Below are 20,957 nucleotides of genomic sequence, written 5' to 3' on the forward strand. Positions count from 1 at the left end.
TATGCGCACCTTCGCGATCGCTGCGTCCGTCGCGGCATTGGCCTTGAGCCTTGCCGGCCCCGCCAGCGCCGACCCGATCATCATCAAGTTCAGCCACGTCGTCGCCACCGACACGCCGAAGGGCAAGGGCGCGGAGAAGTTCAAGGAGCTGGCCGAGAAGTACACCGCCGGCAAGGTCAAGGTCGAGGTCTACCCGAACTCGACACTGTACAAGGACAAGGAAGAGCTCGAGGCACTCCAGCTCGGCAGCGTGCAGATGCTGGCGCCGTCCAACTCCAAGTTCGGGCCGCTCGGCATCCGCGAGTTCGAAGTGTTCGATCTGCCCTACATCCTGCCCGACCTGAAGACGCTGCGGAAGGTAACGGAAGGCCCGCTCGGCACGCGGCTGCTCAAGCTGCTGGACGCCAAGGGCATCACCGGCCTTGCCTATTGGGACAACGGCTTCAAGCAGATGAGCGCCAACAAGAAGCTGGTGACGCCGGCGGACTATCAGGGCGTCAAGTTCCGCATCCAGTCCTCGCGCGTGCTGCAGGCCCAGTTCAAGGCCCTGAGCTCGCTGCCGCAGGTGATGGCGTTCTCGGAAGTCTACCAGGCACTCCAGACCGGCGTGGTCGACGGCCAGGAGAACACCTGGTCGAACATCTATACCCAGAAGATGCACGAGGTGCAGAAGTACATCACCGAGACCAATCACGGCTACATCGGCTACGTCGTGATCGTGAACAAGAAGTTCTGGGACGATCTGCCGGCCGACATCCGCGACCAGCTTTCCAAGGCGATGAAGGAAGCGACCGAATTCGGCAACACGCAGTCGCAGAAGGAAAACGACGACGCTCTGGCCGAAATCAAGAAGAGCGGAAAGAGCGAGATCATCAAGCTCACGGCGGAGCAGAACGAGGCGATGCGCAAGGCGATGGAGCCGGTCTACAAGGACGCCGCGGGCCGTATCGGCCAGCCGCTGATCGACGAATTCGTCAAGGAAGCCAAGAGCACGACGAACTGATCCATCCGAACGACCAGCGAAAGGCTTCCGTGCGGTCTGCACGGAGGCTTTTTTGTTGCGAATGATTTCCGATCGCGGCTGGGGGTGAAATCGGTCCTTACATCCTGGTGAGGACGCGCTCCCTGTCCAAGTTGTAATTTGCGTGTCAGCCGCACCGCGCCCATCTTGATCAACATCCTTTCCAGAGGAGGTTCGGATGAGGAAGTTCACCATCGCCGCCATCGCCGTGCTCAGCATTGCCGGCTCGGGCGCGGTCTATGCCCAATTTCATCGCCCGTGGATGGAGCACGTCCGCCACATCCGCATGAATCCGGAAGACCGCGGCGCCTTCGTCGAGGCGCGAATCGCCGCCGTCCATGCAGGCTTGAGGCTCAACGCCGACCAGGAGAAGCTGTGGCCGCCGGTCGAGGCTGCCGTGCGGGAATTCGCCAAGCTGCGCATCGACCACGCCAATGCGCGGATGAATGCCGGGCCGGGTGATGCCGGCAAGGGCGCCGACAGGGCCGAGGATCCGGTCGCCCGCCTGCGCCAGCGCGCCGAGGACATGGGCGCCAGCTCCGCGGCCCTGAAGAAGATCGCCGATGCCGCCGATCCGCTCTACAAGACCCTGGACGAGGGCCAGAAACGGCGCCTCGCCGTGCTGACCCGCCACCGCGGCCCGTTCGGCAGCGAAGACGGCCCACCCCGCCACTTCATGGAACGCGGCATGGGCCGGATGATGGAGCGCGGCATGGAGCACTTCCCTCATGACCGTTTCGACGGCGGCGCGGACCGGGACCGCGAGGGCCGGCTCTGAGCGGTGCAGGTTTTTGCGGGGATTAATCCCGGGATTAACCTTGGCGAAGCCGCTGGAATCCAGCGGCTTTTCGCTTTTCCGGACCTGTGGAAGAACCTTGGAAAACTTGCGTCCGATCGCTTGCCAGACCAGGATCGCTTTGCTAAACGACCGGCCTCGCAAGGCTTTGACGGCCTTTCGGGCGCATAGCTCAGTTGGTAGAGCAGCTGACTCTTAATCAGCGGGTCCCAGGTTCGAGCCCTGGTGCGCCCACCAAACCAAACAAAGGCGTACCAAAGCTGCGCCCCAGAACGGACCTTTCAGTTGGGAGTTTCGTTCGGTTTTCGTGCTCATCCGCACGTATCTCATGGCGGGATGGCTGCGCGTCACTGCAGCGGTTACCTCGTTCTCGGCGTCGTGGAGCACTCTCCCACGCACAAGCCTCGGCGGCCTATGAACGCCTTCACCTGGAATCCAATCCACATCCCAAACCTTTATTTCGGCGCTTGTCCGTAAACTGGACTGAGCTTCTTGATCGCTGACTGCGCAAGCTCTACTCGGCCGCCAAGATGGTGCGCATCGAGTATCTGCGTGGAATGCCCTGTTACTGCGGCAATCTCGGGCACCGAGCAATTCGACAGCGCTAGCCATGTGACAGCGGTTCCGCGCAAATCGTGGAAGTGCAAGTCCTTTAGCGAAGTCCTTTTGGATGCCTTGTCCCAGCTTGTCCGGAAACCGTCCTCCGTCCAAGGTCGGCCAAACGAGTTGACCAAGATGGTGACGGCTGAGCGCTTCTCCGCTGAGCGAAGCGTCAAGGGCGGCCTTGAGCGGCAGCCCGAGCGGGATCGGTACGCGCCGCGGTCCGAACCAGTTGCGGGGGACGTCACAGAGCGAGCCGATTTCCTTGATGATATCGGCATCGACCTGTTCGAAGCGCAAGTTGAAGCATCGCGTTTGTTCTGGGAGCTCATCGAACTGACGCGCCTACAACCGGCACTCCGAGGTCGCGTCTGCAGTTGCGCTGGAGACGGACTTGTCATCGGCGATTCTTTGGGACGGACCCTCACCAGGAGGACCGCTCATCTGGCGCGGACTGAAGTGCCCAAGACCGCAATGGACGACAGGACCGGGTTGCTGAGCACCCAGCCACGGTAGACGACGACCATGCCACCCGCGCGCTCGTTTCGCCTCCGCTATCCCGGCAAGCTCCGACGAGACGAGCGCTACAGCAAGGCCCACCGCCCCTTGAATGCGGATTAACAGTCAACCGACGTGGCGCGATTCTCAGCCGATCAAACTATCCCGAATTCGCGGACCACGAGTGATCCGTTTGGAGCAGGAATGCCGTTGCTGATGGCGAGCGAGGTCGGCGCGCGCTGTAGCAGGTCGCGCCTCTGGCGGGCGTTCTCATGGTAGTATGTCAGAGTGACCGGGGAAGCCCGCTCGGGCTCCGGCGCGGTCGAGCTCACGAAGCAGTCCTTAACCACTGCGGAATCTTTGCAGGTCGGCCGAGGTCCTCGTTAACTCCTCGTTTTAGCGCCGCACGGACACTTTCTGCTTATTGTGGGTGGGAACAGTTTCATGTCGAGCAAGGGCACGTACGCATTTCGTGTCGCCGCGTCTATGTTGGTGGCATGCGGGGCGGTGCTTCAGCCGGCGGCGGCGCATTCAGGAGAAATCAAGATCAGTGGCGCCACCACGGTTGCGTTCGGCTTGGTCATGCCGCAACGGCAGATCATCGAGCGGTTGTCTGGTCGCGAGATCACCGTCCTTCCAAGCAGCACCATACACGGCCTTGGCGATCTGGCCTCGGGCAGGGCCGACATAGCCATGCTGGCGGAGCCGCTTGCGTCCGCCGCGGCGGTGCTCAACCGGAAGAGTCCGGGCTCCGTCGAGGCGTCCCAACTTGTGGAACGTCACGTCGGCGACGCATACGTGCAATTCATCGTACATCCCAGCAATCCGTTGCTCAGCCTGAGCCGCGCGCAATTGGCCGACCTCTATTCCGGCAAAGTCAAGAATTGGGCGGAGTTTGGCGGCAACAATCAGCCAGTCCTGGTCGTTGTCGAGCCGACCAGTTCCCCTTTCCATCTGATCCGGGATGCTCTGGCGATTTCTTACACCCCCGATCTGCGGGTGGTGCAGAACACGAACCAGACTGCCATCGTTGTCGCGCAGGCGCCGGGCGCCATCAGCAACATATCGACGGCGCATGACGTGCCGGAGCGGAGCCGCTTCAAGGTGCTCGATACCGACGTGAAGCTGCCGCTTCATCTCTATCTCGCCTATCGCAAGGATGCGTCGCCGGATGTCGTGAGCGTGGCCGAAGCGGCGATCACCGCAGCCAAGCCATGATCGTTGGCCAAACAGGCTTGTTCGGTGGGCGGAGCCTGCGGGGCAAGACCATGCTCGCCCTTGCCGCCGCGGCCGTGCCGGCCCTGATCGCGGCGCTCGTGCTCGGAAGCACGCTGGTTACCGCCGTCGGCCGCGCCGAAAAGGATTTCGACACGGCAATGGCGGCGGCGCAGCGACTGGCGGAAATCCGCGTGCTGATCGAGCGTGAGCATGGCATTGTCACGCGTATTCCGGCCGAGCTCAATCTCGACAACGTGGAGCGCTACCGGCAGGAGATCGCCGACATCGACATTGGCATCGACGCCAATTTGGCACAGCTCGCCCGCAACGAGCAGGTCGTCTCGCGCAGCACCGCGACGGAAATCGCCGCCATCCGCGGCGAATTGTCCACAATCACGGGCAGGATCGTGATCTGTGCGAGGAGCTTCGCGCAATCGACTGCGCTCGCGCTGGTCCATGATTACTTCGAGCCGGCCAATGGCGCGTTGATCACCATGCTCGACGCCGTGACCTCAAATGTCAATTCCACCTCGGAAAAGGCCCGCGGCGATTTGCGGCGCAGCTCCGAGCTCGCCTGGGTCACGACGCCGCTCGCCCTGGTGGCCGCGCTGCTCGCCGCTGGCTTCGGCTTCTGGCTGGTGCAGCGCTACTTTGTCGATCCCGTTCTCCGGCTGACCAGTCACATGATCAGGATACGGCAGACCGGAAACCCGGACCCGATCGGCAACGCGGACCTTGCGCGGCGCAATGACGAAGTCGGCACACTGGCCCGTGCCTTCGATCTCACGATGGAAGAGCTCGCCGAGGCTCGCCGCGAATTGATGGCGCGCTCGGAAGCGGAGATTAACACTCAGTATCGGCGGCTTGAGGCGGCGATCAGCAACATGCCGCAGGGACTGTCGATGTTTGATGCCGCACAGAAGCTCATCGTCTGCAACCGCCGCTATGCGGAGCTCTACGAGCTCGGGCCCGAGCTGACGGTTGCGGGCACCGATCTCGCCCGCATTCTGGATCATCGCGCTTCACTCAAACTGAACGAAGCGCCGGGGTTCCTGCGGGAAAGTGCGAAAGCTTTGGCCGAAGGTGGACCTTGGTATTACGTGCAGGAGATGCGTGACGGCCAGGCGATCGCAATCTCCTACCGGCCGATGGCGTCCGGTGGCTTCGTTGCTACCCATGAGGACATCACCGAGCGCCGGAGGGCGGAAGCGCGGATCGCCTATATGGCGCATCATGACGCGCTCACCGGGTTGTTGAACCGGGTCAAGTTCCGCGAAGAGCTCGAAGGAATTCTGGGCACAATCGCGCCAGGTGAGCGTGCCGCCGTGCTGTGCGTCGATCTCGACCGCTTCAAATCCGTCAACGACACGCTCGGCCATCCCGCCGGGGACGCCCTGCTGCAGGCCGTCGCTGACCGGCTGCGAGGCTGCCTTGGGCCTTTGGACGTGGTCGCCCGAGTCGGCGGCGATGAGTTCGCGCTGGTGCAGTATGGGGCTCAGCCGGTGGATGCGACAACCCTCTCCACAGAGATCATCAAGGCCGTCGGCCAGCCGTACGACATCGACGGCCATCAGGTAATCGTGAGCGCGAGCGTGGGCATCGCCCTCGCGCCGGACGATGGCGATGACCCGGACATCCTGCTGAAGAAAGCCGACATCGCGCTGTACCGCGCCAAGAAAGACGGCCGCAATGCGTATCGCTTCTTCGAATCCGACATGGATGCGACCATGCAGGAACGGCGTGTGCTTGAGATGGGACTCCGTCAAGCACTGGAACTTAACCAGTTCGAGATCTTCTACCAGCCGCTGCTCGACCTGAAATCCGGCAGGGTCTCCGGTTTCGAGGCCCTCTTGCGGTGGCGGCACCAAGCCCGCGGGCTGGTATCGCCCGCGGACTTCATCCCGCTCGCCGAAGAGATCGGGCTTATCGTTCCGATCGGCCGCTGGGTGCTGCAACGAGCTTGTCAGGACGCTATGAATTGGCCCGGCGACATCAAGCTCGCGGTCAACCTGTCGCCCGTGCAGTTCAAGAGCGGCACGCTGGTGTTCGACGTAGTATCGGCGCTGGCGAGGTCCGGGCTCCCCGCGCATCGGTTGGAACTGGAGATCACGGAGAGCGCGCTTCTGGAAAGCACCGAGGCAACCATCGCGATCCTCGACCAACTGCGCGAACTCGGCGCGCGGATCTCGATGGACGATTTCGGAACGGGCTATTCCAGCCTCAGTTATCTGCGCAGCTTCCCGTTTGACAAGATCAAGATCGACCAATCCTTCATTCGCGAGCTCTCCGACGCGCCGGAATCGATCGCCATCGTGCGGGCGATCGCCAGCCTGGGCAGCTCCCTTGGAATGTCGGTCACAGCGGAGGGCGTCGAGACGACCGATCAGCTTCGGCGGATCCACGTCGAGGGGTGCACCGAGGCGCAGGGCTATCTGTTCAGCAGGCCTCGGCCCGCCCACGAGGTGGAAATGGTGTTGCGCGACCTTGTTTCCGCCAATGGGACGACTCCTGCAACGCCGGCGCAGCAGCGGTCAGGCCGGGCGGGTCGGTGACGTACCTCGGATGAACCTAGCGGGGTGCCCGCGGCGGCCGCGCTGATCTCGTGCGCTGGTCGGTCAGGTACCGAGCTTCCACGAAGCGAGACCTGAGCACTCACCTGCGAAGCAAAGTCGCGAGTGCTCTGCGCTTATGGATCGGCGAAATTGGACGGGTGGGTACTCGTGCTCAACGGCACACGATGTGAGACTTTTTCAAAGCGGTGATGCACCTACGGCAAGCTTTGCGGTGGAGCCTTGGAAGGGACCGCATCCGCCCGCTGCCGCTTTATTCCACGTACCACCGGAAAGTCGAGCCCGACTACCTTGTCGAGCCGTATCCAGCACGGGACCAGCCTGCACAACTCGCGATTTCCCTCTACTGTGATTGCCTTCCCTTCCACGTCTCGCCACATCGCATGGCCAAGATATACGGCAACGAAGTCGGCGATGTTGCCGCGAAAAATGACGTCCGTATCGAAGCCGGGGTCTTTTGCACAGACGTCCACGCCGCCGGGGTCCAGGACGAGCCAAAGGATCCTATACTTTGTCCGGTTCGACGGAACGCCAGAAAATTCGAACCGAGCGACTACCCGACGGGTGATGCTCTCACCGGCAGCACGCTTGCGAAAACCCCAAACCAGAAAGAACGGATCGAGGTCGGTAGGCTTGATTGCATCACGTGCGTGCACCAGCCCCCAATGGCCCATCTCGCTAATGATGGCACGGAGGGCCTCGCCTGCTTCCGTTAGCCAGTATTCCTTTCCCGATCCATTAGAGCGCACCCGCCGCTCGACTATGCCCTGATCCTCGAGCTCGCGAAGGCGGCTAACCAGGACGGCCCTCGAAATCAGCGGTACGCCGCGATGGATGTCGTTGAATGCACGATGATCGGCCATCAACTCGCGAAGGATCAAGGGGGTCCACCGGGTGGCCATGATCTCGGCCGTCTTCGCAATCGGGCAAAATTGGTCGTATCCGCTTTGCATGAAGGTATCTGATCATTTCTGGCCCACGTCGACCAGTTCGAATTTCAGACTAGCGGCGGACAGGGGCCTAATGCTTGCCTCCGGGTGCGTCCTTAATCTTCCTGGAGGGTCCGATGCGAGCCACATTGCATTGCACAATGGTTGCGTTGACGCTTGCCTGTTTCGCCGACGGTGCCTTTGCGGGGGTCGTGGCGAATTGGAACGAGCGCGCGGTGAAGTGGGTGCTTCTTCAGAAACTTGGTCCACCGCCAGCCGAACGTGCGCTTGCGATGATGCATGTCGCGATGTTCGATGCCGCGAATTCAATCGATAGGCGATATTCTCCCTATTTGGTCCAGTTGCCCGCGAGCACCTCGGCATCGACGGAAGCCGCGGTAGCTGCGGCCGCGGCGGCAATTATCATATCCCTCAATCCTGCGTCCGCGCCGGAATTCAAGGCGCTTCTCGCCGCCGATCTCGATCGCATCCCAGACGGCCCTCCTAAAGCGGAGGGGATCAAGATAGGCGAGACGGTGGCAGCGAAAGTCATGGAGTCGAGAGAGAACGACGGATCTAGCGCTCCGGAGGCGTATAGACCGGCCGTAACGCCGGGAGTTTATGCTCCAACGCCTCCGATGTTCGTTGCTCATTGGACCAATGTGAAGCCCTTCGCAATGAAGAGCACATCGCAATTCCGTCCGGGCCCGCCGGTCGCGCTTGCGAGCGCCGAATGGGCCGCCGACTTCAACGAAATAAAGGCCTTGGGCCGCCAGGACAGCACCTCCCGCACCGCAGAGCAGACGAATGCCGCCCGGTTCTGGCTTTCGATCGGCGGAGACGTCTTCTATCCTCTGGTTAGGTCACTGGCGGCTACGACAGCGACGGAGATCGTGGATGACGCCCGTTTGTTTGCCTTGGTTGCGGTTGCCCGCGCCGACAGTCTAACGGCCGTCTTTGAGGCGAAATATCATTACAACTTCTGGCGGCCGATCACGGCGATCCGCCACGGCGACAACGATAGCAACCCGGCGACCGAGCGTGACGCGACTTGGCGGCCCATTGCCGAGACGCCCATGCATCCCGAATATCCCTGTGCGCATTGCATCCAGGCCGCGAGCATGTGCGCGGTGCTGGAGTCCGTGCTCGGCAGCTCCCGCTTCACTGAGATAACGATGACCAGCACGACCGCACCTGGGATCACGCGTCATTGGACGGACCTCAACACCTTCGTCGCTGAAGTATCGGATGCGAGAGTTTGGGCTGGATTCCACTACCGATCCTCGGCCAGGGTGGGCCGGGAGATGGGGATGGAGATTGGGCAGTACGTGGTCGCAAATTACATGCGCCCGATCGAGACCAAGCGCTAACGGACACGTTCGCCTTCTGAAGGAATTCCAGACTCGGGGCACCGTGCTGCGAGCCTTCTACTCCACGGCAGTGATCAGGATCAGGAATTCTCCTCGATCTGGCGATCGGTCATCCCATCAACTACGTGAACGTGCCTTGGGAACCCTGGCGCAAGCAGCTCGAGGCCAGCGGGAGGTTGTCACCACATGCACTCGCCCATCTCGCGACAATGGCCCTTCTCAAGCAGCAAACCGCTATGACCTCTTGACGTCGGATGTGAAGAAAGTCACCGGCAAGCCGCCGCTCAGCGTTTACGACTTCGTCCTGCGACACGCCGCGATATACGGCTGGGAGCCGGGTATCCCAGCCATGAGGCGGATCGTGTGGTCGTCGGCACTGATCATGCTGGCGATGTCTGCGCCGGCTCGCGACGATGGGCGCTATGCCGATTCATTGCTGAAGGAATGGTTCGAGAGCCTGTCCAGCGACTTCGGGTCATGCTGTTCGGAAGCCGATGGCTACATGGTCGCGGACATCGATTGGGAATCCGACCACGGGCACTACTGGATGCGCATCGATGGCGAGTGGGTGATGGTGCCCGACGGCGCCGTGGTCACACAGCCGAACAAGACCGCGCGGACCATGGGGTAGAACTACTACATCGACGGTCACCCGCGGGTCCGCTGCTTCATGCGGAGCACCATGATCTGAGATGCGGCTTTCAGCGGGTGCCTGACTGTTCGCGCTCCAAGGCCCGCGCCCGCCCGGCCGCAGACGACATCTGGTAAGTTCAGTAATAGAATTAATATACTCGAGTGCTCCGCATCTTACGTTTCCCACGCCGGAATTCCGGTTGATGGCGCTTTTGGCCGCCTCGTTGCCCCCTTTCCAATAAGACCAGCACTTCTTACCGAACGTAGCCGCACGGCTCCGCGTCAACCAATCACATGAATGCGCTTGACTAGTTCTGAAAAAGAACTGTAGGTTTCGCGAGCGAGACGGCCGAGCTCAACGGCCGCAGGGCTCACCGCGCGCACTGACGAACACATCCTGGACAGCGAGGCGCGCAGTTCGCTCCGAAGTCGCCGGGCGGGCAGCCGGGTGACGCGACAGAACACAATGACGTGCCCGGAGGGGTGCGCATCAGGGAGGACGAGCCATGTTGGCGAAATGGAAGAGTCTTGCGGCTCTGGCTTTGCTTTTGAGTAGCCCGGCGTTTGCAGCTGACGAGCCCGGAGTTACCGCAACCGAGATCAAGATCGGTGGGGTGTTTCCGTTCAGCGGGCCGGCGTCATCGATCGGTCTCGTCGGCAAGGGCCTTATCGCCTACATTCAATCAATAAACGACCGCGGCGGCATCAACGGCCGCAAGATCAACTACATCGCCTATGACGATGCCTACAGCCCTCCGAAGGCGGTGGAGCACGTCCGCAAGCTCGTCGAGAGCGATGAAGTGGCATTCATGTTCGGGCAGCTCGGCACGCCGGGCCTTTCGGCCACGGCAAAATATTTGAGGGCGAAAGGGGTGCCCAGCATCGCAATCATCAGCGGCTCGTCCAAGTTCACGGACGTTGCCAATTACCCGCTGACGACGACCGGCCTCGTCAGCTACGACACCGAGGGAAAGATCTACGCCAAGTATCTGACCAAGACGCTGCCGAGCGCTAAATACGCGATCCTCTATCAGAACGACGATCTCGGCAAAGATTATGTCAATGCCTTCAAGTCCTTTCTCGGAAAGGATTACGATCGAAGGGTCGTCAGCGCGTCCTATGAGGTCACGGAGCCGACCGTCGATTCGCAGATCACGACCCTGAAAAGCTCCGGTGCCGAGGCCCTGATGATCGCGGGAACGCCGAAATTCGCCGCGCAGGCGATCCGGCAAGCTTCGGTAATCGGCTGGAAGGCGACCGTCATCATCAACTTTCCGTCCGGTTCGGTCGGCGGCACCCTTGCGCCGGCGGGTCTCGACAAATCGGTCGGCGTGATCGTCGGTACCATCAACAAGGACGTGGTGGATCCGACCTGGAAAGACGATCCCGCCATGCAAGCCTATCGGGCCTTTCTCGACAAGTACCTGGCTGGCGTCGATATCACCAACGGCAGCTATCTCACCGGCTATCAGCAAGGCGTCCTGCTTGAGCAGATCCTGCAACAATGCGGCAATGATCTGTCCCACAAGAACGTTCTGGCGCAGGCCAAGAACCTCAGAGAGTTCGTCGTCCCGACCGCGCTGCCGGGGATCAAGGTGAACACCAGCGAGTCCGAGAACATGATCTGGACGCAGATGCGGCTGCAGCGCTGGACCGGCTCGACCTGGGAAGCCTTCAGCGAGGTGTTGGACGCCAAGTCCGAATGAATTGGCGACAGCCAGAATAGCGGACGCGGCGCGAGCCGCGTGCGAGCTTGCTCTGCGCCGGCCCGCCGCCGGTGAGCGCTACAGGAATGCACCGTGTGCGGTCGCCTTTCAGCAATTCGGGAGATCATTTTCGATGTCGACGACGGCACTGACGTTTGCACCACGTGAGGTTTCGATCGATCGTCGGATCGATGGCACACTTATCTTGAGCTCGCCGCTTGAGTGGGAGCCGTGCGATTGGCGCATCACCGATTTTCTTCCACGCTGGGCCGATGCCGTTCCGGACCGGGTTTTCCTTGCGCAGCGCAATGCGAAGGGAGGATGGGACGAGATCACCTATGCGGAGGCATGGTCGCAGGTTCAGGCGGCCGGCCAAAGCCTGATCGACATGGGCGCAAAGCCGGCCGACAAGCTTGCGGTCCTGTCCGGAAACTCCATCGAGAACGCGGTGATCTCGTTTGCGGCGATGTCGATCGGGGTCGTTCTGGCGCCGATATCGCCAAACTACACGCTGATGCCCGGGGGGCTTGCGCGTCTCAAGGACATCGCGGAAGTACTGCGCCCGAGCTTCGTGTTCGCTCAAAGCGGCCGCGACTTTTCCGCTGGCCGGGCCATTCCCGAATTGGCAGCTGCGAGCTGGATCAGCGTCGATGGTGCGCCGGACACAGTGCCTTTCAAGGTTCTGACCGAGCGGACCGGGAGCGACGGATTCGCGCGGGCATCGCGTGAGGTGCCTTGCGACGCGGTCGCCAAGATCCTCTTCACGTCCGGATCGACCGGCTTCCCCAAAGGAGTGCTCAACACCCACCGGATGATGTCAAGCTCCCTGCAGATGGGGAGCCTGCTCGTGTCACCTCCGGCTGCGCCGGTGCAGGTTGAATGGCTGCCCTGGCACCATACGATGGGCAGCAATGTCATCCTTCACGGCATCCTCAAGAACGGGGGGACCCTCTATATCGACGATGGGCGGCCGATGCCGCAGCTCTTTCACAAAACGATTGCCAATCTCAGGGAGATTTCGCCGACCGCGATGTTCAATGTGCCCGCCGGCTACAATCTCTTATGCGACGCGATCGAGAAAGACCGCGACCTTGGCGCCAGCGTGTTCAAGCGGATGGATCGCTTGAGCTACGCCGGAGCTGCAATTTCGCAGGGCACGCTTGAGAAACTGTACCGGTTGACATCGTCGATCACGGGACGGTCAATCCCGGTGATGTCAGGCTACGGCACGACCGAAACCGCCCCGACGATCAGTACGACCCATTGGGCAACGGATCAGCCGGGGGAGATTGGTCTTCCCGCGCCGGGACTTCAGCTCAAGCTGATTCCCGTTACCGACACCTACGAGGTCAGGGTCAAGGGACCCAACGTCACACCCGGTTATCTCGGCCAACCGGAGTTGACGGAAAAGGCTTTCGATGAAGAGGGCTTCTACCGCATCGGCGATACCGTCTCGTTTCTGGATCCGCAGAAGCCTGAGCGGGGTCTTCGCTTTACCGGGAGGATCTCCGAGAACTTCAAGCTTGCAAACGGCACCTGGGTCTCGATTGGAAATTTGCGCGCGGCAATCCTGGCCGCGACCCGCGGCGTCTTGCTCGACATTGTCGTTGCGGGCGAAAATCGCGAGGCGTGCGCGCTGCTGTGCTGGTTGAATCCGACCGAGGCTGCACGACTTTCGAACGGCCAAGCCGCGGATTTGACTGGCGATCGTCTCGTGATTCAATTTCTGAGGGATCGTCTTCGGGACTATAACGAGACCGTCGGGAGCAGCGAAAAAATCTGTTCCTTCTCTCTGCTGAAGGATCCGCCATCAATGGCTGCGGGAGAGATCACCGACAAGGCCTACGTCAACCAGCGTGCCGTGCTGAAAGTTCGGTCCGAACAGGTTGAGCGCCTCTACACGAGCGAACCGGGCCGCGGTGTGGTGGTGGTGTAGGAACGAGTTCAGCGTTGCGGCAGCATGCCGCGCGCTGCCGTCTCAAGCGGCGCGTGAGCGCGCCTTTGCCTTCCTGGTCTCCAGCGCGCTTTTCTCCGGGAGGCTGCGGGCACCCGGCCCCGGGTGCGTATGAACTTCCTTGGCCGACAGCGGCTCGCCGCATTCGGAGCACACCATGACCGGATCGAAGTCCTTTCCGCATTTGCGGTGCTGGTGCAGCAAGGGGCGGCCGCGCTCGTCGACCATATGAGTATCTCCCCAATGGACGATCGCCATCATGATCGGATAGAGGTCGATGCCCTTCTGAGTCAGGATATATTCGTGGCGCTTGGGCGATTCCTGGTAGGGAATGCGGCGCAGGATGCCCTGCCGAACCAGTTTTTTCAGCCGCTCGGCGAGCAAGTGCCGTGTGATTCCCAGCGCCGACTGAAATCCCTCGAAGCGGCGCGTGCGCAGGAAGCATTCGCGCAGGATCAGAAGCGTCCAGCGATCGCCGATCACGCCGATGGTTCGGGCCATCGAACACGGCTCTTCCTCGAGTTCTTTCCACTTCATCCACACACTCCAGTCGTGCCGGCCTGGGCTCGATCCGAATCTTCGCAGAGGCCAGTGCGGTCCCTTGCATTCTAGATAGGTACTAAATTCCAGACAATCCCCGTCGAGGCGGGGGAAATCAGTAGACGACAGGCATGTTTGACAGTTCCATTTTAGAACTATAAGGTAGAAGAGTTGAGGCTGGCGATGGGATCGCCAGTGCCCGCCATGCGATCTCCGGAGAAGCCGCGATGACCTTGAAGGTTGAATTCCAGTTCGATTTCGGTAGTCCGAACGCCTATCTGGCGGAAGTGGCCATTCCCGGCATTGAGCAGCGGACCGGCGTGAAGTTCGCGTATGTCCCGGTTCTGCTTGGCGGAATTTACAAGGCGACCGGCAATATGTCGCCGTTCGAATCGCTGCGCGGAATCAAGAACAAGCCGGAATATCAGGCGCTCGAGACTGAGCGGTTCATCCGACGCCACAACATCACGAAATTTCGCCAAAATCCCTTCTTTCCGGTCAACACGCTGATGCTGATGCGCGGCGCTGTCGCCGCCCAGTTCGAGGGCATGTTCGAGCCGTATTTTCGCGCCGCCTATCATCACATGTGGGAAGAGCCGAAGAAAATGGACGATCTCGAAATCTTCCGCAGCGCGTTTGCTTCCTCGGGCCTCGACATCGACCGGCTGATGGCGCGCGCGCAGCAGGATGACGTCAAGAAGCGGCTGATTGATCTGACCACCGACGCCGTCAGCCGAGGCGCATTCGGCTCTCCGACCTTTTTCGTCGGAAAGGAAATGTTCTTCGGCAAGGACCAGATCCGCGACGTCGAGGAGTCGATCGTCGAGCAAACACGACAACCTGTTCCCAAGACGGCCTGACGGCGCCGACCGTCCGGGATGGGTGGCGAAAACCACGCTCGGATTAGAAAACAAAATTACATCAGGGAGAATGCCTATGCCCGGCCCACTTCACGGCGTTCGCGTGCTCGATTTGACCGGCGTGGTGTCGGGCCCGTTCGCGACCATGTTTCTGGCGGACCAGGGCGCCGACGTGCTGAAGATCGAGCCGATCGGCGGCGACATCACCCGCCGCAGCCGTGCCACCATCGACAAGGAGGGCGAGTTCTCCGCGTTGTTCATCTCCTCGAACCGCGGCAAGCGCTCGTTGTCGATCGACGTCAAGAGCCCGTCGGGGCGCGAAGTGCTGACCCGACTGCTCGCGCAGGCCGACGTCCTGGTGCAGAATTTCCGGCCGGGTACTATGGAACGTCTCGGTCTTGGCGTTCAGGAACTGCGCCAGCGCCATCCGCGCCTGATCTACGTCTCCATCAGCGGCGTCGGTGATACCGGCCCGTATGTCAAGAAGCGCGTCTATGATCCGATCGTTCAGGCACTGTCGGGCTTCGCCGATATTCAGTCGCAGCCGGTCACCAACCGGCCGCAGATGATCCGCACCATCGTCTGCGACAAGACCACCGCGGTGTTCACCGCTCAGGCGGTGGCCGCGGCGCTCTACGCGCGCGAGAAGACGGGGCAGGGCGACCACATTCAGGTGGCGATGCTGGATGCGATGATCTCGTATCTGTGGCCGGAAGGCATGATGCAATACACCGTGGTCGGCGCCGAGGCGGCCGCGGCCGATCCCAATGATCGGCCCGACCTGGTGTTCAAGACGCGCGACGGCTACATCACCGCAGGCACCATTTCCGATTCCGAATGGCAAGGTTTTTGCCGCGCTTGCGGCGATCCTGAACTGGCCAAGGACACCCGCTTTGCCACGCCGGCGGCGCGTTCGGTCAATGCCACCGCGCGGATCAACAGGATGGCGGAATACATCAGCCAGCATACGACAGCCGAATGGCTGGAACGGCTGGACGCGGCGGATGTGCCTTGCGCGCCGATCCTGCGTCGGGGCGAAATCATTCACAATGAACAGGTCGTCGCGCGCGGCATCATTGCCGAATTTGACCAGCCGAAGGTCGGCCGGGTGCGACAGCCGAAGCCGGCGGCCCGCTTCGAGGTCAACCAGGCCGCGATCGGCGGGCCGGCTCCCCGGGTCGGCGAGCACTCGCGCGAGGTGCTGCGCGATCTCGGGTACGACGACCGCGCCATCGACAAGATGATCGCGGAGCGGGCCCTGCGCGCGGCCGTCTAAAGCGCGATGCGATTAAGATGCCATCGCGCTTTAGATTGTTGTTTAAGCATGATCTTTCGGAAAACCGCTGCGCACTTTTCCGGATCATGCTCTAGCCCAAGGCCTTTCGTCGGCCGGCAATCGGCTCTTCAGGCTTTTGCCGGCGCCGCTGCCATGGGAGCGACCGGAGCATTTGCTGCGACCGCATGCTGATAGGCTTCTCGTCGATGGATATGTTCGAGGTAGGGCTGCGCATTGTCGCAAATGCCGACGCCGTAAGCGATGGCCCAGTCGAGGCACGTTGTCAGGAGGATGTCCGCGCTGCTGAAGCGCTCGCCCATGAGAAACGGCCGGCCGTCAGCCAGGGCGACTTCGACGTGGCGCAGCTGCCCGCGGAAATATTCGGCGGCTTGAGCGACGACCTCGGGCGCAACGCCATAGATATGTCCCAGTGCGTCGGCCCGATGGCGGCGCATGACGTAAAGACTCGTGGAATCCAGCTCGGCCACGACAAAGAAGCACCATTCAAGCCATGCGGCGTAGTCGCGGGGAGCTTCAGGAATCAAAGAGCGTTCCGGCGTGGAATACATGCGCGATAGATAGGCGACGATCGCGGCGCTTTCCCCGATGCAGAAATCACCGTCCTGAAGCAGCGGGATCTTCTGGCGGGGATTGAGCCTGGTGTATTCAGCGGTCTTGGTTTCGCCTGTCCGCGGTCCGATTGGCTTGACCTGATAGGATAAGCCAAGTTCGTGCATCGCCCAGTGTGCACGGACGGTGCGGCTGGTGCCGGCGCCCCAGAGCGTGAGATCGGGTGTCGCCCTCATCACCACTTCTCCACCGACGGACGAAGATCGAGTTCATGGGTCCAGCCGTCGCGGCTCTGCTGGTGCGCGAACCAATAGGCTTCTGCGATGGAGAAGGTTTTCGTCAGGCTGTCCGGCGGGATCTCGCTTGCCTCGATCCCCTTTGCCGCTTTCATGCGCTGGTGGATAGCCTCGCTGTCGACGCCCGCGTCGATGATGAGATGGACGACGTGGATATTCTTCGGGCCCAACTCGCGCGCCATGGCCTGGGCCACCGCGCGAAGCCCGAATTTCGCAGAGGAAAACGCGGCGAAGCCCTTGCCGCCGCGAATGCTGGCCGTCGCGCCCGTAAAGAAAATGGTGCCGCGCCCCCGCGGCGTCATGACACGCGCGGCCTCGCGGCCCACGAGGAATCCAGCGTAGCAGGCCAGCTCCCAAGCCTTGAAGAACAGCTTTTCCGTGGTGTCCAGGAGAGGCTTGTTGACGTTCGAGCCGGCATTGAAAAGGCAGACCTCGATCGGTCCGATATTGCTTTCGATGTCGGAAAAGAGCTTCTGGACCTCGGCCTCCTGGCGCGCATCGACGCTGAAAGCGTGGATGCGATGGCCGGCGGCGGTCAGTTCGTCCACAAGCCCTTGGGATTTGGCGGCGTCGCGCCGGCAGATGCAAACCGTATAGCCGCCCTCGGCAAAACGCCGTGCGACGGCCGCGCCGATCGCATCGCCCGCGCCCACCAGGATCGCCACGCCGCGGCTCTCAATCATTCTCTTTCCTCCGCTACGTTCTTATTTGGAACGTATTGGTAATTGCTCCGTGGCGAGTTGTAAAGAACACTCAAAACGGCAGGTCCGTTGCCGCATTCTCCGGCAGGCCCAGGATGGCGCAAAATAGCAATTGACGAGTTCTAAAAAAGAACGTTAGATCGGATTTAGGAATGCGCTGCGGCAAAGGACATGCGCTCATCATCCGGGAGGTTGGCAGTGATGGCTCTTTCAAGCGCAACCGATACGGCAGATGGCCGCATGCTCATGGCCCGCGACTGCTATTGGCTAGCCGCTCCGCCCTTTGCGGAATAGCTTCGACAGATCCAACCTAACCGGGAGACGAGCCTTGCAAAAGAGAAACGCAACTGCGGCCGTGATAGGCGCGGGCGACTTCATCGGCGGCGAGATCGCCAAAAAGTTCGCAGCAGAAGGGTTCACGGTCTTCGCCGGCCGTCGTAACGGCGACAAGCTGGCTCCGCTCGTTAAAGATATAGAGGCTGCCGGAGGAGAGGTTCACGCCCGTTCGCTCGACGCGCGCAAGGAAGACGAAATCGTCTCCTTCCTCAATGATGCGGACAAACACGCGCCGCTGGAAGTCTGCATCTTCAACATCGGTGCGAACGTCAACTTCCCGGTTCTGGATACTACTGAGCGCGTTTTCCGGAAGGTCTGGGAAATGGCGTGCTATTCCGGCTTTCTGGCCGGGCGCGAGGCGGCCCGCCTGATGCTGCCGCGCGGGGGTGGCAACATCTTCTTTACCGGGGCGACGGCTTCGCTCCGCGGCGGCAGCGGCTATGCAGCTTTCGCGAGCGCCAAGTTTGGCCTTCGCGCCGTCGCGCAAGCAATGGCCCGCGAGCTTGGTCCGAAAAATATTCACGTCGCGCATCTCATCATCGATTCCGGCGTGGATACCGAGTGGGTTCGGCAACGCCGGCTGGAGGCTCTCGGGCCCAACGCGCTGGACGATCCGGATGCGCTGATGCCTCCGTCCTCCGTCGCAGCATCCTATTGGCAGCTCTACCAGCAGCCGCGCAGCGCCTGGACCTTCGAGCTCGAGATCCGTCCCTTCGGCGAGAAGTGGTAGCGGGGCCTGCTACGATGGAGCTCAACCTTTCGCGCGAGGACGCCGCGTTTCGTGACGAGGTCCGCACCTTCATTGCGGAGAACTACCCGCAGGAAATGCGCGTTCCCAATCCGGAGACCGACCTGACGAAGGAGCAGTCGCTGCTCTGGCACCGGATCCTCCACAAGAAGGGTTGGCTCGCGCCGCTCTGGCCCAAGGAGTATGGCGGCCCGGGCTGGTCCGTCACGCGGCGCTTCATCTTCGAGCAGGAAACCTCTCGCGCAGGCACGCTGCCGCCGCTCGCGTTCAGCGTCACCATGGTCGGGCCGGTGATCTACACGTTCGGCAACGAGGCGCAGAAGAAGAAATTTCTGCCGCGCATTCTGTCCGGCGAGGATTGGTGGTGTCAGGGCTATTCGGAGCCGGGCTCGGGCTCGGACCTCGCGACCGTCAGAACGAAGGCGGTGCGTGACGGCGACCACTACATCGTCAACGGTCACAAGACCTGGACCACGCTGGCGCAGCATGCCGACTGGATCTTCTGCCTCGTGCGCACCGATCCGACCGCGAAGCCGCAATCCGGAATCTCCTTTCTGCTGATCGACATGAAGTCGCCCGGCGTCACCGTGCGGCCGATCATCACGATCGACGGCAGCCACGAGGTCAACGACGTCTTCCTCGAAGACGTCCGCGTGCCCGTCGAGAATCTGGTCGGCGAAGAGAACAAAGGCTGGACTTACGCCAAGTTCCTGCTGGGCAACGAGCGCACCAGCATGGCCGGCATCGGCCGGTCCACCCGCTACATCAGCAGGCTTAAGAAGATTGTGAAGGCCGAGATCCCGGCCGACGATCCCGCGCATCTGGAGTTTCTGCGGGACATCGCCCGCATCGAGCTCGACGTGCTCGCGCTTGAGGCGACGGAGCTGCGCGTCGTCGCCCAGATGGCGCGTGGCATAGATCCTGGTCCCGCGGCCTCGCTGTTCAAGATCCGCGGCACCGAGATATTTCAGAACATCACCGAGCTCACCCATCGCGCGATCGGGAATTACGGCCTGGCCATCCGCGAGCATCCGGTCAGCGCCAACCGCTTCATGCCGGGCCCCGATTACGGCCATACCGCGTCGGAGAAATATCTGAACGCGCGCAAGCTCAGCATCTACGGCGGATCCAACGAGATCCAGCGAAACATCATCGCCAAGGCCGTGCTCGGGCTCTAGCCACGGCGGATCGGGAGGACCGGATGGATATTCAGTTCACGGAAGAGCAGGAATTGCTGCGATCCAGCGTCCAGCGCCTGCTGCGCGACCAGTACGACTTCGAGGCGCGGCGCAAGATCGTGGCGAGCGAGGAGGGCTTCAGCCGGAAGCAATGGGCGGTTTTCGCCGAGCTCGGCCTGCTGGCTGCACCGCTCTCCGAGGGTGCCGGCGGTCTCGGCGGCGGTCCACTGTCGACCATGATCGTCATGCATGAGTTCGGCCGTCACCTCGTGGTTGAGCCTTTCTTCGAAACGGTGGTGGTGGCCGCCGGACTGATCGAGCAAATGGGCTCGCCGGAGCAGCAGCAAAGCTTCATCCCAAGTATAGTCGACGGCTCGAAAATCTGGACGCTGGCCTGGACGGAGAAGGCATCGCGCTTCGATTTTGCCAATGTCACGACGAGGGCGCGGCGCGAGGGGAGCGACTACGTCCTGACCGGTGCGAAGACCATGGTGGTCGCCGCGCCCTGGGCCGACTATTTGATCGTCTCGGCGCGGACCTCCGGCGACGATCGTGACCGCGGCGGCGTCAGCCTGTTCGTGGTCGATCGCCGCGCGACCGGCGTCGATCTCCAGAGCTTCAAGACGATCGACGGCCGTCGGGCCGCCGAGGTTAGTCTGCGCGATGCCCGCGGGCAATTGCTGGGAGTGGAAGGCAAGGGCGTTGCCGCGCTGGAAGCGTGCCGCGACCGCGCCATCGGCGCGCTCTGCGCGGAAACGGTCGGCGCGATCGGTGAGCTGAACGCGGCGACGCTGGACTATTCCAAGACCCGCAAGCAGTTCGGCACCACCATCGGCTCGTTCCAGGTGCTGCAGCATCGGATGGTCGACATGTTCATCGCCCATCAGGAAGCGCTCTCCCTGATGCAGCATCTGAGCCTCAGCCTCAGTGCCGGCGATTCCGCACTGTCGCGGCTCGCCTCCGGTGCCAAGTCGAAGATCGGCGATGCCGGAAAATTCGTCGCCGACCAGGCGGTGCAGCTTCACGGCGGCATGGGAATGACCGACGAGCTCAACGTCGGGCACTATTTCAAGCGAATCTCCTCCATCAACATCCAGTTCGGCGATCCCGCCTTCCATGTGCTGCGTTACGCGCAGCTGGACGCGGCCGCGTAAGCA

Annotated in this window: 18 protein-coding genes and 1 tRNA gene; 14 read left to right on the forward strand and 5 right to left on the reverse strand. The window is 61.8% G+C overall.

Features of this window, described 5'->3' with window-relative positions:
- The first annotated feature begins 1 nt into the window (after position 1).
- From IVB28_RS06800 to IVB28_RS06810, 3 genes are all read left to right on the forward strand, one after another.
- Positions 2-1,003, forward strand: coding sequence for a TRAP transporter substrate-binding protein (locus IVB28_RS06800; RefSeq protein WP_247525258.1), 1,002 nt, complete (start codon positions 2-4; stop codon positions 1,001-1,003).
- 196 nt (positions 1,004-1,199) lie between these two features.
- Positions 1,200-1,799, forward strand: a complete 600-nt coding sequence (locus IVB28_RS06805; RefSeq protein ID WP_247525259.1) for a Spy/CpxP family protein refolding chaperone — start codon at positions 1,200-1,202, stop codon at positions 1,797-1,799.
- A 179-nt stretch (positions 1,800-1,978) separates the two neighbouring features.
- Positions 1,979-2,054 (forward strand) — tRNA-Lys (locus IVB28_RS06810).
- Positions 2,055-2,272: 218 nt separating this feature from the next.
- Here the strand turns inward: IVB28_RS06810 and IVB28_RS06815 are convergent.
- Positions 2,273-2,818 carry a tyrosine-type recombinase/integrase gene (locus IVB28_RS06815; protein WP_346730715.1) on the reverse strand — a complete coding sequence of 182 codons (546 nt, stop codon included), beginning with the start codon at positions 2,816-2,818 and terminating at the stop codon, positions 2,273-2,275.
- A gap of 541 nt (positions 2,819-3,359) precedes the next feature.
- Between IVB28_RS06815 and IVB28_RS06820 the strand changes: the two genes are divergently transcribed.
- Positions 3,360-4,133 (forward strand): substrate-binding domain-containing protein, encoded by a 774-nt coding sequence (locus IVB28_RS06820; RefSeq protein WP_247525260.1) that lies wholly within the window; start codon positions 3,360-3,362, stop codon positions 4,131-4,133.
- A complete protein-coding gene (locus IVB28_RS06825; RefSeq protein ID WP_247525261.1) occupies positions 4,130-6,685 on the forward strand; it encodes an EAL domain-containing protein in 2,556 nt (851 codons plus the stop codon). The genes IVB28_RS06820 and IVB28_RS06825 overlap by 4 nt, the downstream gene beginning before the upstream one ends.
- A gap of 215 nt (positions 6,686-6,900) precedes the next feature.
- Here IVB28_RS06825 and IVB28_RS06830 read toward each other — a convergent pair whose 3' ends face one another.
- Positions 6,901-7,656: a helix-turn-helix domain-containing protein gene (locus IVB28_RS06830; protein WP_247525262.1), complete on the reverse strand. Its 756-nt coding sequence runs from the start codon at positions 7,654-7,656 to the stop codon at positions 6,901-6,903.
- Positions 7,657-7,793: 137 nt separating this feature from the next.
- On the opposite strand from IVB28_RS06830, the gene IVB28_RS06835 reads away from it, so the two are divergent.
- The 4 genes from IVB28_RS06835 to IVB28_RS06850 all read left to right on the forward strand — a co-directional run bounded on the left by IVB28_RS06835 (position 7,794) and on the right by IVB28_RS06850 (position 13,277).
- Positions 7,794-9,002 carry a vanadium-dependent haloperoxidase gene (locus IVB28_RS06835; protein ID WP_247525263.1) on the forward strand — a complete coding sequence of 403 codons (1,209 nt, stop codon included), beginning with the start codon at positions 7,794-7,796 and terminating at the stop codon, positions 9,000-9,002.
- Positions 9,003-9,351: 349 nt separating this feature from the next.
- On the forward strand, positions 9,352-9,633 hold the full coding sequence (locus IVB28_RS06840) for a hypothetical protein (RefSeq protein ID WP_247525360.1): 282 nt from the start codon (positions 9,352-9,354) through the stop codon (positions 9,631-9,633).
- Positions 9,634-10,141: 508 nt separating this feature from the next.
- On the forward strand, positions 10,142-11,341 hold the full coding sequence (locus tag IVB28_RS06845; RefSeq protein ID WP_247525264.1) for an ABC transporter substrate-binding protein: 1,200 nt from the start codon (positions 10,142-10,144) through the stop codon (positions 11,339-11,341).
- 133 nt (positions 11,342-11,474) lie between these two features.
- Entirely contained in the window at positions 11,475-13,277 is a 1,803-nt protein-coding gene (locus IVB28_RS06850) for an AMP-binding protein (RefSeq protein ID WP_247525265.1), read from the forward strand.
- A gap of 42 nt (positions 13,278-13,319) precedes the next feature.
- Here the strand turns inward: IVB28_RS06850 and IVB28_RS06855 are convergent, their stop codons facing one another.
- A complete protein-coding gene (locus IVB28_RS06855; RefSeq protein ID WP_247525266.1) occupies positions 13,320-13,832 on the reverse strand; it encodes a helix-turn-helix domain-containing protein in 513 nt (170 codons plus the stop codon).
- A 230-nt stretch (positions 13,833-14,062) separates the two neighbouring features.
- On the opposite strand from IVB28_RS06855, the gene IVB28_RS06860 reads away from it, so the two are divergent.
- Positions 14,063-14,695, forward strand: a complete 633-nt coding sequence (locus tag IVB28_RS06860) for a 2-hydroxychromene-2-carboxylate isomerase (RefSeq protein ID WP_247525267.1) — start codon at positions 14,063-14,065, stop codon at positions 14,693-14,695.
- A gap of 76 nt (positions 14,696-14,771) precedes the next feature.
- Positions 14,772-15,971, forward strand: a complete 1,200-nt coding sequence (locus tag IVB28_RS06865) for a CoA transferase (protein ID WP_247525268.1) — start codon at positions 14,772-14,774, stop codon at positions 15,969-15,971.
- Positions 15,972-16,099: 128 nt separating this feature from the next.
- On the opposite strand, the gene IVB28_RS06870 is transcribed toward IVB28_RS06865, so the two are convergent.
- Both IVB28_RS06870 and IVB28_RS06875 read right to left on the reverse strand, forming a co-directional pair.
- Complete coding sequence (locus tag IVB28_RS06870) at positions 16,100-16,777, reverse strand: glutathione S-transferase family protein (RefSeq protein ID WP_247525269.1); 678 nt, start codon at positions 16,775-16,777, stop codon at positions 16,100-16,102.
- The gene (locus IVB28_RS06875) at positions 16,777-17,520 is read right to left on the reverse strand and encodes an SDR family NAD(P)-dependent oxidoreductase (protein WP_247525270.1); all 744 of its coding nucleotides are present in this window, start codon (positions 17,518-17,520) and stop codon (positions 16,777-16,779) included. The genes IVB28_RS06870 and IVB28_RS06875 overlap by 1 nt, the downstream gene beginning before the upstream one ends.
- A gap of 346 nt (positions 17,521-17,866) precedes the next feature.
- On the opposite strand from IVB28_RS06875, the gene IVB28_RS06880 reads away from it, so the two are divergent.
- From IVB28_RS06880 to IVB28_RS06890, 3 genes are read left to right on the forward strand one after another with little or no spacing between them, the layout of a single operon-like run.
- Positions 17,867-18,604, forward strand: coding sequence for an SDR family oxidoreductase (locus IVB28_RS06880; RefSeq protein WP_247525271.1), 738 nt, complete (start codon positions 17,867-17,869; stop codon positions 18,602-18,604).
- Between the two features lie 14 nt (positions 18,605-18,618).
- Positions 18,619-19,800 carry an acyl-CoA dehydrogenase family protein gene (locus tag IVB28_RS06885; protein ID WP_247525272.1) on the forward strand — a complete coding sequence of 394 codons (1,182 nt, stop codon included), beginning with the start codon at positions 18,619-18,621 and terminating at the stop codon, positions 19,798-19,800.
- A gap of 23 nt (positions 19,801-19,823) precedes the next feature.
- Complete coding sequence (locus IVB28_RS06890; RefSeq protein ID WP_247525273.1) at positions 19,824-20,954, forward strand: acyl-CoA dehydrogenase family protein; 1,131 nt, start codon at positions 19,824-19,826, stop codon at positions 20,952-20,954.
- The last annotated feature ends 3 nt before the right edge of the window (positions 20,955-20,957 follow it).

This window comes from Bradyrhizobium sp. 199 (assembly GCF_023073355.1).
GTDB lineage: Bacteria > Pseudomonadota > Alphaproteobacteria > Rhizobiales > Xanthobacteraceae > Bradyrhizobium.

Bases quoted from the DNA above. Each gene is read 5' to 3' on its own strand.
- IVB28_RS06800 (WP_247525258.1), top strand. From the start codon at position 2: ATGCGCACCTTCGCGATCGCTGCGTCCGTCGCGGCATTGGCCTTGAGC.
- IVB28_RS06805 (WP_247525259.1), top strand. From the start codon at position 1,200: ATGAGGAAGTTCACCATCGCCGCCATCGCCGTGCTCAGCATTGCCGGC.
- IVB28_RS06815 (WP_346730715.1), bottom strand. From the start codon at position 2,818: ATGACAAGTCCGTCTCCAGCGCAACTGCAGACGCGACCTCGGAGTGCC.
- IVB28_RS06820 (WP_247525260.1), top strand. From the start codon at position 3,360: ATGTCGAGCAAGGGCACGTACGCATTTCGTGTCGCCGCGTCTATGTTG.
- IVB28_RS06825 (WP_247525261.1), top strand. From the start codon at position 4,130: ATGATCGTTGGCCAAACAGGCTTGTTCGGTGGGCGGAGCCTGCGGGGC.
- IVB28_RS06830 (WP_247525262.1), bottom strand. From the start codon at position 7,656: ATGCAAAGCGGATACGACCAATTTTGCCCGATTGCGAAGACGGCCGAG.
- IVB28_RS06835 (WP_247525263.1), top strand. From the start codon at position 7,794: ATGGTTGCGTTGACGCTTGCCTGTTTCGCCGACGGTGCCTTTGCGGGG.
- IVB28_RS06840 (WP_247525360.1), top strand. From the start codon at position 9,352: ATGAGGCGGATCGTGTGGTCGTCGGCACTGATCATGCTGGCGATGTCT.
- IVB28_RS06845 (WP_247525264.1), top strand. From the start codon at position 10,142: ATGTTGGCGAAATGGAAGAGTCTTGCGGCTCTGGCTTTGCTTTTGAGT.
- IVB28_RS06850 (WP_247525265.1), top strand. From the start codon at position 11,475: ATGTCGACGACGGCACTGACGTTTGCACCACGTGAGGTTTCGATCGAT.
- IVB28_RS06855 (WP_247525266.1), bottom strand. From the start codon at position 13,832: ATGAAGTGGAAAGAACTCGAGGAAGAGCCGTGTTCGATGGCCCGAACC.
- IVB28_RS06860 (WP_247525267.1), top strand. From the start codon at position 14,063: ATGACCTTGAAGGTTGAATTCCAGTTCGATTTCGGTAGTCCGAACGCC.
- IVB28_RS06865 (WP_247525268.1), top strand. From the start codon at position 14,772: ATGCCCGGCCCACTTCACGGCGTTCGCGTGCTCGATTTGACCGGCGTG.
- IVB28_RS06870 (WP_247525269.1), bottom strand. From the start codon at position 16,777: ATGAGGGCGACACCCGATCTCACGCTCTGGGGCGCCGGCACCAGCCGC.
- IVB28_RS06875 (WP_247525270.1), bottom strand. From the start codon at position 17,520: ATGATTGAGAGCCGCGGCGTGGCGATCCTGGTGGGCGCGGGCGATGCG.
- IVB28_RS06885 (WP_247525272.1), top strand. From the start codon at position 18,619: ATGGAGCTCAACCTTTCGCGCGAGGACGCCGCGTTTCGTGACGAGGTC.
- IVB28_RS06890 (WP_247525273.1), top strand. From the start codon at position 19,824: ATGGATATTCAGTTCACGGAAGAGCAGGAATTGCTGCGATCCAGCGTC.